The sequence below is a fragment of the Cesiribacter sp. SM1 genome, assembly GCF_020178975.1.
Taxonomy (GTDB): Bacteria; Bacteroidota; Bacteroidia; order Cytophagales; family Cyclobacteriaceae; genus Cesiribacter.
Window position 1 is genome coordinate 260,898 of the sequence record NZ_JAHXBU010000092.1, and the last position, 12,700, is coordinate 273,597.

Here is a 12,700-nt window from a genome sequence, read left to right on the forward strand (position 1 = left end):
AAAAAAGCCTCCGCAGTTACAGCTGCGGAGGCACCTTAATAGATTGCTCTATCATCTGAAACTTAAGCAAACTATAGCTACTGGAGCAAACTGCCCCAGCACATTTCCTTTTATTTACACAGCCAGTAAATCTTTCTTCTCTTTATCGCTTAGGCTTCTGTATTTTACAATAGCCATTGTAGTAATAGCCGCCAACACTGCTATCAACCAGTAAATCCATGTAGGCACCGGTACAGGATTGCCCTGTGCATAAGAGTGCAGGCCGGAGAGATAATAGTTTACCCCAAAGGAGGTCATGATAACGGTAGAAAACGCCCACAGACTTGCTACATTGAGTACAATTGCATTCTTCAGGCTTGGAATCAGCCTTAGGTGCAGAATAAATCCATAGATCATTACAGAAATCAAGGCCCATGTTTCTTTGGGATCCCAGGCCCAGTAACGGCCCCAGCTTTCGTTAGCCCAAATACCACCCAGAAAAGTGCCCACTGTTAGCAGAAACAAACCAATGGTGATGGCCATTTCGTTAACGATGCTAAGCTCCTGCATACTCCTCCACCACCTGGCTGTAGGTGCTTTTGGTTTAAACAGCAGCAACAACAGGGTTAGCAGTGCCATAACGGCTGCCAGCGCCAGGGGAGCATAGCCGCTTACTATTACGGCTACGTGTATCTTCAGCCAGTAAGAATTCAGTACCGGCATCAGGTTGGTGATTTCAGGGTTCAGCCAGTCCAGAAAGGCAACGAACAGCAGTGTTCCGGAGAATAAAACACCAAGCGGAACGGTAAAGTGAGAGCGATTACCAAACAGCAACCCAAAGAGCAGTACACCCCAGGCAACGAAAATCAGCATTTCGAACCCATCGCTCCAGGGCGCATGACCAGCAATATACCAACGCAGTGCCAAATGAAAAGTAAAGGCCATAAAACCTGCCCAGGCCAGTACTAATCCAGTACTCCAGCTATAGTCAAGCCATTTTGGTGTACTGAAGAGTTTTACAATTGCCAGCCCCAGCATGCCTATCCCCAGGAGCCAGAACATACCAAACAAGCGGTTGCCCAGGTTCATCTGATTGTAAAAAAGCTCTGCCTTTAGCTGATTCTGAGAAGGGTAAACGTTGATCCCGGCCTTTTGCTGGTAAAGATTTATGTAGTTAAGGATTTCATCGGCTTCCTGCCAGTTGCCGGTACTGGTACCTTTTAACAGGGCCGACATGTACAGCGGCGTGATGTTCTTTACAAACATCCCATCTTCAGGATCAAAGCCCCTGTCGTACTGATGTGCTGTGAACCAGGTGTTGTTCTTATCCAGCCTGTTTGGGAAAAGCCTTAGGAAGTCTCCGCTGAAAACAGCGTACAGAATATTGAAACGCTCATCTACTTTCAGTAGCTCTTTATGACCTTCATTGCGTTCGCCTGGCTTCAGGCGGTTTGCTTCCTCTACCAAATCCTGCAGGAGGTACCTGCCTTCATCATCCAGAAACTCCTTAAAGCTTAGGCTGCTTACGGGCGCGTGCCCCAGTGCTTTGAATATTTCTGCAGATTTTTTGGTATCGATTTTAATGAGGGGCAGGCTGCTGAAGTCAGCAGGATTAAGCTGCACCGAGAGTAAAAACTGCTCTGCATTCAGCTTAATATCCCCTCCCTCCTGTTTGATTGTGATTGTTGAGGTGCCGCTAAGCTTTCTGGCTATTTCATTAGCCAGGGTGTTGAGGGGCTTCATGCGCCCGTCCAGATCCTGTACAACCAGGCGGCCATAGGCCTCTGCATGCGCTGCAGGAATAACTGATTTGCTGATATCCGGAAGTGTGGTTTCGTGGGCGCTAAGCTGCAGGCTAAACAGCAGTGCTGCCACCATGAGGCCTTTAGCTTTGTTGAGTGATTTTAGCCGGTTATTTAAAATACTGAACCTGCTACCTTTGGCAAAGAGGGTAAAAAACATACCCACTGTTAGCAGAAAATAGCCCAGGTAAGTTACATAAGTACCTGGCCGGTCCTGGCTTACTGATAATACTGTTCCTTTTTCGTCGGTATCGTAAGAGGCCTGGTAAAAACGGTAGCCTTTATAATCCAGCACATTGTTCATGAATACCCTGTAGGGAAAGCTGGTATCATGATCAACCACGCTTACCTCACTGGCATAACTGGAGGGGCTTTGGCTCCCGGGATAACGCTCCAGTTCAAATGCCCTTAGCTTAAGTGCAAATGGCAGCATTTCCTCACTGGGGCCATAGGCAAGGGTGTATTTCCTTCCATCTGCAAAAAACACATGCCGTTTCGGACTTTCGCTAACCATGGCAGTATAGGTATTCAGCAGCTCTTTACCTGCTTTATCTTCTACCCTTAGCTTTACCATTGTGGGCAGGTTTTTAGCCATTTTCTCGTCTTTTTCTGCTGTATATGCCAGCTGCTTCCCTTCGTACACAGCTTTTACAAGAAATGCAGCACTATCTGTCTGGTACAGTGTTTTTAACTGCAGTGGCTTTACTTCTCCTGCCTTTAGCACCCCCATCTTCTGTGAGTTCATTTCTACCAGGTGCAGGCTTTTGCTGCTGCTGATCATCCAGCTACTATCCCCTCTGAAGAGCTGAATACCCGAATGTCCGGTTTTTGATATGGCTAAGCCAAGATCACCTATCTGCAGGCTTTCTCCTTTTTTTACCAGGTAATCTTCCCGGCCTGTGCCCACAGCAATGGCGATGTCGACGAGGGTATCCGGGCCGCTTATAAAGCGCTCATGCGCACCGGGAATAAATTCATCAAAATGTACCCTGAACTCCTGGTCATTTAGATTGGCTGCTACAGTTTGTGCTTTAAAGTTGTAGGCCGCAAGAGATACAGGTTTCTCGTAACGCTGGCCTCCCTTGTTTTCTGTAAGCTCTGATAATTGCAGGTAGTTTACAGAAGAGTGGAAAGTATGCCCCATTTCCCCTTCCCTGATGTGGATGGTGCCCTCGCTGCCAAAGTATCGGGTTATGCCGGCACCCAGTATGATGATTACAAAAGCAATGTGAAAAAGGCCTACCGGCCATCTTTTTCTGGCAATTAGTTTGTATTTACCAATGTGTGCTATGAAATTGATCGCAAGCCAGACCATTATTACTTCAAACCACCAGCTTTCATACACAGCAGCCCTGGCCACTGCGGTACCAAGGTCATTTTCGATAAAGGTGGCTACACCCATTGCTACCGAAAAAGCTACCATGAGCACGAAAGATACTTTTGTTGATAATAAGTGCTTAATCATTTCGCTTAACTCCTGTTCTTCTCTATTTCAATTCTCTTTTCTTTTCCACTATGGATCGGGCAATTAGCCAGATCCTGAACCCCCTTTTTCATCCCTTTCCTGAACCTTATTTCCCAGCTAAACTTCAGGTAAGGCTTCTCTTATGTTCCAGGGCACGCTTAATGTTTAATTCCCATTAAGCGTAACCCGGAACTGCTTTAAGCTAAGTTGTTGGTTGATTGTCTGTGTTCTTTTATCTCCTTTATCAGAAGAGCAACCCGATAAATTTATTTTTCATGGTTGGACGGTAGATCATCATCAGGTATGCCCAATTCTGGTTTCTGTCCGGATTTTGTACACCCTGAAGCATTTTAAAAGTATCTGATGCAAACAACTGGCTATAGCCACTTTGCAGCGATACAGCATCGTTAATCAGGTAGCCAAGGCTGAAGTCAAGTTCATAGCCCAGGCCGCTGTCTGATTTTACCTGTTCGTTGTATACATCGGCAAAGGCACTGAAGGAGTGGCCGTTCAATGAAGTGAACAGCTTGTTGTTTACATCGTAACGAACCCGCAGAAACAGATCCTGCAGACCTACAGTGTTATCGTGGCGTCCGCCTACAAAGAACTGGTCCATATAGCCGTTGTGGGCATGGTTGGTGCCATACAGGGGGGCAAAAGAGCGGTTGATGTTATCGCTGCTGTTGTTGTCTGTTCCGCTCAGGAATTCCACACCTGCCGTTAACCTTAATTTTCTCCCCTTGTCGGGGTTAAGATCCAATGCATGAGATACCTGAGCACTTGCATCAAAAGCACGTACCTTTCTGCCAGCCACATCTTTACCTAACTGCTGGTAATAGAAGCCGGAAATTATTGTGTTTTTGAGCTGGTACTTTAGGGTTGGCAGCCCCAGTGTTTGCATGTATCTGATGCCTTCATCCACTACCTGGTTCAGATCGTCTGTTACTACATACTGCCTGCCATTATTCCAGAATAATGCAGAGTAACTGAAATTACCACGGCCATTCTCAAAGCGCACAAACTGTGCAGTCTTATACTGGTTGGGTGTTGTAAACAGCCTTCCGCTTAACTTCTCTGCATCCTGGTTATAACCTGCACCAAAGTGAAGCTTCATGTTATCCTTTTCCCACTTTGCAAGAGCAAAATCATGTGCTCTTCCCTGCAGCGCCCAGTCGAGGTTACCCAGGAAACGGGCATTGTCATAGTTCAGCTCCTGCCGACCAAGCTTAAGGCTAAAATGATCACCAAGCCTGGTTTCTGCCCAGGCTTCATGAACAGATAAATAAGGGTCTGTAGCTTTTATTTGTGGGGCACTACCCCATGTACGCACATCCTGTACACTCACATAAAAGCTGAACTTATCCATTTTATATTGCGCATTGAGCCGTGCCCGCTGACCAATGAAGGCAGCAGCCTCATCATTTTCACTGATCAGTTTACCGTAACCATGGCGGTACTCAGCTCTTTGTACCAGCTGTCCGTCTACACTGAACTGTGCCTGGGCTGTGTTTGCGAATAAACATGCAAGGCCCAGCATGCCTGATACTATATATGTTTTCATCGGGGGTATTGATCAAAAATCTTTAGTAGTATTCCTGAGGTTTACTGAAGACAGGCACCTAATTGGCTGTTGCCTTTACTGTTTTAGTACTTGCCTCGCGTGTTTTGCCTTCTTTGAGCCATTGCGGCACTACCTGCTCCAGGTATTTGGTTTTGTTTGCTTTTTCTGCAGGAATGTCAAGACCTATGTACTGCTGCATGGCAACCTTGTTATTGAAATCAGGCATTTCCACAGGCTTATTGTAGCCCAGCTCTGCCAGCAGGCGTGATAGTTCTATTCTGGCCTCCTGTATTTTACCGGTAGCTGAAGAAACTATTCTGCTGGTTTCAAGCGGTGCGTGGAAGGCCGCACCGTGTGAGGCCACTGCAAAGTCCCAGCGCCACTGAGCATGACGGATGCCTTTCAAGATATCTGCCATTTGTGCTTCTGTAGCACCCAGATCCCATGCCTTTTTAGCTTCTATGTGCGCTTTGGCTATTTGTTTTTGCAGGTAGCTGGTACCTTCTTTAATTTTCTTCTGACGATCATAAACATCTGTCATCAGGTCTTCCTTTTTCTCACGGTGGCACACAAAGCAGGAGTTTTCCACGTTAGCAAGCGGAGAACCAATGTGGTGGTCTGTAAATTTCTGGCCACCTTCAGTCTTGTATGGCATATGGCAGTCGGCACAGGAAACACCTCTTTTAGCATGTACGCTTGATTTGAACAGCTCAAAGTCGGGGTGCTGTGCCTTGATCATTTTCGCTTTGCTGATAGGGTGCACCCAGTCACTGAAATCAATCTGGTCGTAATAAGCCTCCATGGCTTCTACTTCCATGCCATCTTTCCAGGGGAAGGTCAGGTAAGCGGCGCCCTCTTTGCCCGGTACTTTTTTATCGAAGTAGTATTCTACGTGGCACTGTGCACATACCAGGGAGCGCATCTCCTGGTGCGATGCCTGTTTAATGTCCTTACCCATTGCTTCATAAGCTTCTACCAGCGCAGGCCTGGTGATGGTCAGGTTCATGGTTTTAGGATCGTGGCAGTCGGCGCAACCAATAGGGTTAATTACTTCACTACCAAGGTCAGAGAATTTTTTGCTGTAGTACTCTGTTACGCCCATCTCATCCATCAGCCTGGGTACGTCTGTGCTTTTACAGGTCCAGCAGGTGCTGGGCATTGCACCCTCCCCTTTTTCCATAGGCGCCCCGGTACGCAGGGTCTTATGTATATCTTCTACCGCATAAGCGTGACCTCTTGGCTGGTTATAGTCTTTGCTGAAAGCATAACCGGCCCAAAGCACAACCAGCTCTGCCTGCTCCTCCAGTACATCTTTATGGCCGCTGGTGTTATACAGGCTTTTAAAAGTGGTATCCCTGGTTTGCATATAAGACTGGTGCTGCCGTGGATAGTTAAGGCCCCAAACAGAGTCCCTGGGCTCTATACCCTCTATCTGCACCTGCGACTTATAAGCAAAACGGGCTTCTGCCTTACGGTCCATAATTGTTGTGGCCAGCATCGCCAACAGAAACACTGCCACTAAAGTCCCCAGGAATAATATCCAGTTTTTCATTTGAGTATGATTGTTTTTTTGATCAGGAGAAATGTTTTGCGTATAAAGCCCTGAATATCTGCTATTCAGCAGGCTTATTTAGCAGTAGGGTTGTTTGTTGATTTTTTGTTTGCTTCTATGGTTTCTTTAAGCCATTTAGGGATTACGGCAGCTTTTTCTTTGGTATGTACTTCTATGTTTTCGATTTGAAGACCAACAGATGAGAGGCTCTTTACCCGGCCATGAGGCACTTCTCTGTGACATTCCCAGCAGGTGCGGTCGGTTCTGTGCACAGCGTGATCGGCAACTGAGGCTGTAAGTTTGGTGTCTACTACCCTATCTTCATGGCAGCGGATACAGTTGCTTTGAATCACCTCTACAGAAGGTTGCAGGGCCTTGATAACCTGTGGCTCGGCTCTTAATGTAAAGATGGAGGAATGGTAGAGCCCATCTTTTGCTTTGAAATAGAACTTGCTGAACAGGTTATCCTGGGGCACGTGGCAATCGTTGCAATGCGCCACCTCGCGGTGCGAGCTGTGATTCCAGGTAATATACTGGGGCGTCATTAAGTGGCAGTTGATGCAGGCCTTGGGATCATCCGATAGATACGAAACTGCGTTGCTTAGCTTCAGCACATAAAATCCCAGGCCCAGGAAAGAAGCCACCAGGATAATGGCGGCCAGCCTCCATTTTTTTTGCGGTATCAGGCTGTATTTGAACAGAAACCGTCTTGATCTGTAGTTGACCATAAGATCTGATTTTACTATTCAAAACTAGCCCTACAAAATCTCTTATCTTATGATATAAATCAGCTTATGTTATGATAGAAATATGGGTTTAGAGCAGCATTAGCCGACATGCTGGTTAAATTCTGCGGGATTAGGAAACATTGATCCAATGGTTCTTGGTAACCATCAATATAACATCATAGCTGGAAAAGGCGTGGGCAATCGGCAGAAGCCAGCACAAGTGCAGCTTAGTGCTGCACAAAGAAAAATCCCAGGTCTGTAATGGGTTGAACAGCCTGGGATTTTCAGGATTTAGATTAAAAAATCAGCCAATACATCAGTTTAAAAAATAATCAGGATCTGTTAGCCTTTGTACAGACACTATGCCAGGAATAGATTCGATTTGAAAAACATGTTAAACGCCCCATTTACAGGAAGATGAATGGGTATTTTAAAAATAAAAGTATAAGTAGACCCTGAACAACACCTTTTCATTTTGATAAACTATTCTCATAATGTTTGGGTTGAGAAATAGCAAGAATGGGTGAAGGCATGCGCTGTTTGGCATTATGCTCCAGCGCTATCTAACTCCAAAGTTCATACAAGTTTTATTACCAATGACAGGCCTAAAAAAGAATCGGGCAGATATTACAATACCTGCCCGAAGGGATAATGGATTCTGTGATTAGGTCTATTTCTGTATTCTCAAAACTTCTTCAGGAATCCGGGTAGGTGTATATACCACCTTGATACCTGTGATCAGGTAGCCATCAAAGTCTGTACTGTTTCCTCTTCTGTTACCGTTTGGCAAAGGGTTTAACCCCATTTCAGGCCTGCGGTCAGAGAGTGCCCTGGCAAGTGGGTCTTCAAAATTTTCTACGCCTCTGTAGGTAGTACTTACATCATCAAGATAATCTGTAAAAGTAAACCTGTAGCCAAGCTCAAGCGAAATGTCCCAGTTGGTGTTGAGATGTACAGCAATACCTGCTCCTACAGGAAATACCGGCATAACTGCACTGTAAGAGGTGCCTTCGGTTTTCAGCGGACGAAGTTTATGCCATTCTCCATTATAATTGGCTTTGGGGGTATTGGTTGTGAGTCCCACACCGGCAATAAGGTATGGATTAACAGGTGGTTTAGCAATTGAATACTTGTTAAACAGGTGCAGGAGCCCTACCAGGTTCAGTTCAAAATTATCTGCACGGAACGACAGGTTGCGGTCATAGATACCAGTGTTGGGATCATTCAGAGAGTCTGCACCGGAAATGCGATACCAGCTGATTTCCGTACGAAAGTGCAGTCGGTCATTTACCCGGTATTGTAGCCCCAGCTGGGTACTTGGCTTTGCCCACAGTTGCTTTCTGTCGTCTTTCAGGTCTCCAAAATAAGAACTGATACCAAAGCCGGCAGAATAAAAAAAGGTGCCATGCCGGTTTTTTCTTTGATAAACACTTACCGGTTCGTCTATACCTTTACGGAACTGTGCTTCAGCAATTGTGCTGACAGACACAAGAATGCCGATTAAAACAGGAATTACAGAAAATTTCATATAAGAATAAGCATAAAAATCAGAGAAAATCTGCTGCCTACTAATCTGGTTTCACAAATCCTCCCCGTGCAAAAAAGTATACTTCCGCCCTAGACCAGATTCTCAAAATATTCCCATTATAGTGAAACAACAGGCTTAGATGTAGCAGAAAAAATGTATTACCACAAGATCAGGCAGCCATTCGTTGCTGCCTGATCTTGTGGTAATTAAGTAGTATTATATTATCTGTGTTTAGGGTTTTTGATTCTTAAGAATGGCATATAAGTCACCTTAAGACCCGTAATCAGATACCAGTCATTTACTCCGGTATTTCCCCTTTTACTACCGGCCTCTTTAGGCGGAAGCCCCATTTCCGGCCTACGGTCGGAAAGTGCCCTGGCAAGAGGGTCATCAAAATTTTCCACGCCCCTGAAGGTTGTACTTACATCGTCCAGGTAATCTGTAAAAGAAACCCGGTAGCCCCACTCTACAGAGATATCCCAGTTTCTGTTTACATGATAGGCCAGGCCAACACCAAATGGTACTACCAGCGCTACAGGACTATAGGAAACACCTTCGGTTTCCAGCCTGCGCAGGTTATGCCACTGTCCATTATAATAGGCATTAGGATTATTGCTTGTTAAGCCAATACCAGCAAATACATATGGATTAAGGGTAACGGAATTGGTTCTGGAGAACTTATTAAAGAACTGGTAGAGAGCCACCACATTCCATTCGAAGTTATCGGCCCTGAACGAAAGATTACGTGCATAAATACCGGTTTCAACATCATTGAGCGAATCTGCTCCTGATATCCGGTACCAGGTAACCTCTGATCTGAAGTGCAGGTGGTCGCCGGCACGATACTGAACTCCCAGCTGAATGCTGGGCTTTACCCACAAATCTGTTCTGCTGTCTTTCAGATCGCCAAAATATGAACTTACCCCAACACCCAGGTTGTAAGAGAAAACACCGTGACGATTCCTTAGTTTATACTGGCTAAGTGCATCTGTTAACAGATCACCTCCTTCTATCTGAGCTTCGGCTATGGTTCCTACTGAAACGAGTAAACAAGTTAAAAAAGTAAATATTCTATATTTCATAATAATTGGGCTAGAGTGAAAATCAAATTAAAAACCTACTTATTCACCACCTTCTTGAATTTCCCTCTTTAAGACTCTCCCTAAAAGGATAAGCCCTTTCCTTCAGCAACTTTTGAGTTACAATTTTGTTTGGATTATTGTGATTTTGATTTTGAATACACATCCAGACGCTGGAACCTCGAATTTTTACTGATAAATTCAGGTACGATCTGCTTCATCTTAGCAACAACCTTCAGGTCATCGCCATCACTGTTCAAAGAAAGAAGTTCATTGATATCTTTGGATACCTGGTGATAGCTGTATTCTCTTACTTTAGAGACCTGTATTTTTTTATGATAAGTTGGTATGGTACTTTCTTCTTTATTCAGTAGCTCCTCGTAGAGCTTTTCGCCTGGGCGCAGGCCTGTAAATATAATTTTGATATCAACATCTGGCCTGAAACCTGAAAGCTTGATCATTTTACGGGCCAGGTCTACAATTTTTACAGGTTCACCCATATCAAAGCAGAAGATCTCGCCACCTTTGCCCATTGTACCTGCTTCCAGCACCAGCTGTACAGCCTCTGGTATGGTCATAAAGTAACGGGTAATATCAGGGTGGGTAACCGTAACCGGTCCGCCTTTTTCAATCTGTGCCCTGAACCTTGGAATAACAGAGCCATTTGAGCCAAGTACATTGCCAAAACGGGTAGTAATAAATTTGGTTTGTGGAGCAGAATGATTGGCTTTTCCATTGCTCCTGCCATTTACATTACCGGCATTCATGCGCTGAAGTGACTGCACATATATTTCCGCAATGCGCTTGGATGTACCCATCACATTAGTTGGGTTCACCGCTTTATCAGTAGAGATCATAACAAACTTCTCCACATCAAAAGTCATGGACAGGTCTGCCAGGTTCTTAGTACCCTGTACATTAGTAAGGATTGCTTCAGTAGGGTTCCCCTCCATCATCGGCACATGCTTATAGGCTGCAGCATGGTACACGATCTGCGGCGAAAACTGATCAAACATGGTGTACATCCGGTTAAAGTTCTGGATGTCTCCAATGAACACATACAGGTTGGCATCGGGAAAAGCCTCTTCCATTTCCAGCTGTAGCTCGTGCAGAGGTGTTTCTGCCTGATCGCATACAACCACCATTGCCGGATTGTAATTCAGCACCTGGCGTACAATTTCAGATCCTATAGAACCTGCAGCCCCCGTAATAAGAATGCGCTTGCCAGCCAGATCGCCCGATATCTTTTCATTCTCGATCACAATTGGAGAACGCTGAAGCAGGTCTTCGATCTTAAGGTTCTTCATCTGGTTCATGCTTAGCTGCCCAGACATCCACTGTTCCGGAAGTGGAATAGTAATTACCTTAATTCCCAATTCAAGGCACTTTTCAAATATCTCTTTTTTGGCATTTGATTTCAGGTCCTCATCATACGCCACCAGCTTATCGATATGACATTTGTACTTCAGCTTTTCCAGCTCGCTCACATGGTAAACACGCTTTTGCTGAATCTCCTTATGGATCTTGTTTGAGTTATCGTCTATAAAGCCAATGATAGTTAAACGCCCCATGCCGCTGGTTTCCAGGGCCTGCTTGGCCAGTACAGAGAGGTTGTCAGAACCATATATCAGCACCCTTTCCTGCACTGCATCCGATGACTGGGATTTCATGTAATGAAACAATGACTTGATCCCGATCCTAAGCTTGATGAGCAGCGAGGAAGAGATAAAGAAGCTTACCAGCAACACTGACAGGATATTTACATTTACCAGCGGGTATTCCGGTGTTAACCAGAAATAAGCCACAACAGCGTACACCACATTGGTTGTCAGCACTGCTGTAAAGATCCTGTACGCATCGTAGAGACTCGAATAACGGATAAGCCCTGTATGAACGCGCATCAGGTAAAATACGCTAAGGGATAGCAGCATGTATACCCCTACATAGATAAAAAAGTAACCTCTTAAGATCAGTGAGAATTCAAATCGAAATAAGAGGAAAAAAGCAAATGCAAAGGCCGTGCAATTAATCAGCTGATCAATTGACAGTATTATCCACCTGGGCAGGGCCTTATTTAGTAAAAATGATTTTACCGGGTTGTTCATTGATTTTGATGTTGAAAAAAAACGCCGGGTAAGCGCTTAAATGTTTTGCTAAAAAATACCTTGTCATTTCTGACAAAATGAAAACCAATTTATGTTAGTCAAATTTCATAAATCAGTATCGGTACATTATGTTTCCCAATCTAGACCAAAAGGAAAAAGTTTAACTGATTATTAATATCACCTTCTCCATCATATATTATCTAAACATTCATATAAGGTTACGTGAGCGAACATCAAGGGTTACTCTTTGCACCTCCTTTTGTAATAAAACAAGTGCAGAAGGTATACAGGCAGCCCTGAAGCATACTGACCATGCGCGTATTTCTAAAGTTTGGGGGAAATGGCATTCTGGTAAACACTGTACACTCTTCTGTTGATAAACAACCCTTACCTGTCTTACTATCAGGGCGTTACAAAACATCAGTACAGTTACACACCCTATATATGGTATAAAAGACAGGCTGGAGCGTATAACTGAAGTATTGAAGACGGCGATGTCTACCAGGCCAGCAATTAGTAAAATTACAATTTTGGCCTGGTCTCAAGGTTTGTTATTATAGCCGGCAATCTGCAGTTTGGTAAAGAAATCCAAAGGTGTTTAATTATTCTTTGCTTTTTAGCAAATATAATAAAACAAAGATAGCCTAACATAAAAATGAATTTTACAGCTACAGATAAGCTGGTTCTTAAGTAAGAAATTGTACACTTTAGGCTTGTGCTTCAAACCTTCTGATTCAGGTATTAAGCTATTTTAGTCTATGTTTATTGATAACATTTATCACAAAATTCTGTTGTATACTATTTGCCTGCAGTATACAGGAGCAAGTGCCTCTTTTTATAAACAAGATGCTTAAGATTGTGGTATATAGTAAAAACTCTCATTAGACAAAAGCCTTGTATT

Annotated in this window: 7 protein-coding genes; all 7 read right to left on the minus strand. The window is 44.3% G+C overall.

Annotation, left to right across the window (positions count from 1 at the left end; all coding sequences use genetic code 11):
* Positions 1-114: 114 nt before the first annotated feature.
* The 7 genes from ccsA to KWJ01_RS20870 all read right to left on the minus strand — a co-directional run bounded on the left by ccsA (position 115) and on the right by KWJ01_RS20870 (position 11,799).
* Entirely contained in the window at positions 115-3,246 is a 3,132-nt protein-coding gene (gene ccsA, locus KWJ01_RS20840; protein ID WP_224999047.1) for a cytochrome c biogenesis protein, read from the minus strand.
* 244 nt (positions 3,247-3,490) lie between these two features.
* On the minus strand, positions 3,491-4,807 hold the full coding sequence (locus tag KWJ01_RS20845) for an alginate export family protein (RefSeq protein ID WP_224999048.1): 1,317 nt from the start codon (positions 4,805-4,807) through the stop codon (positions 3,491-3,493).
* 58 nt (positions 4,808-4,865) lie between these two features.
* Positions 4,866-6,359, minus strand: a complete 1,494-nt coding sequence (nrfA, locus tag KWJ01_RS20850) for an ammonia-forming cytochrome c nitrite reductase (protein WP_224999049.1) — start codon at positions 6,357-6,359, stop codon at positions 4,866-4,868.
* Positions 6,360-6,433: 74 nt separating this feature from the next.
* Positions 6,434-7,087, minus strand: a complete 654-nt coding sequence (nrfH, locus tag KWJ01_RS20855; RefSeq protein ID WP_224999050.1) for a cytochrome c nitrite reductase small subunit — start codon at positions 7,085-7,087, stop codon at positions 6,434-6,436.
* A 670-nt stretch (positions 7,088-7,757) separates the two neighbouring features.
* The gene (locus tag KWJ01_RS20860) at positions 7,758-8,615 is read right to left on the minus strand and encodes a DUF6089 family protein (RefSeq protein WP_224999051.1); all 858 of its coding nucleotides are present in this window, start codon (positions 8,613-8,615) and stop codon (positions 7,758-7,760) included.
* A 221-nt stretch (positions 8,616-8,836) separates the two neighbouring features.
* The gene (locus KWJ01_RS20865) at positions 8,837-9,697 is read right to left on the minus strand and encodes a DUF6089 family protein (protein ID WP_224999052.1); all 861 of its coding nucleotides are present in this window, start codon (positions 9,695-9,697) and stop codon (positions 8,837-8,839) included.
* A 134-nt stretch (positions 9,698-9,831) separates the two neighbouring features.
* Complete coding sequence (locus KWJ01_RS20870) at positions 9,832-11,799, minus strand: nucleoside-diphosphate sugar epimerase/dehydratase (protein ID WP_224999053.1); 1,968 nt, start codon at positions 11,797-11,799, stop codon at positions 9,832-9,834.
* Positions 11,800-12,700 lie beyond the last annotated feature (901 nt).

Excerpts from the sequence above, each read along its gene's own strand:
- KWJ01_RS20860 (WP_224999051.1), bottom strand. The coding sequence starts at position 8,615 with ATGAAATTTTCTGTAATTCCTGTTTTAATCGGCATTCTTGTGTCTGTC.
- KWJ01_RS20845 (WP_224999048.1), bottom strand. The coding sequence starts at position 4,807 with ATGAAAACATATATAGTATCAGGCATGCTGGGCCTTGCATGTTTATTC.
- ccsA (WP_224999047.1), bottom strand. The coding sequence starts at position 3,246 with ATGATTAAGCACTTATTATCAACAAAAGTATCTTTCGTGCTCATGGTA.
- nrfA (WP_224999049.1), bottom strand. The coding sequence starts at position 6,359 with ATGAAAAACTGGATATTATTCCTGGGGACTTTAGTGGCAGTGTTTCTG.
- KWJ01_RS20870 (WP_224999053.1), bottom strand. The coding sequence starts at position 11,799 with ATGAACAACCCGGTAAAATCATTTTTACTAAATAAGGCCCTGCCCAGG.
- KWJ01_RS20865 (WP_224999052.1), bottom strand. The coding sequence starts at position 9,697 with ATGAAATATAGAATATTTACTTTTTTAACTTGTTTACTCGTTTCAGTA.
- nrfH (WP_224999050.1), bottom strand. The coding sequence starts at position 7,087 with ATGGTCAACTACAGATCAAGACGGTTTCTGTTCAAATACAGCCTGATA.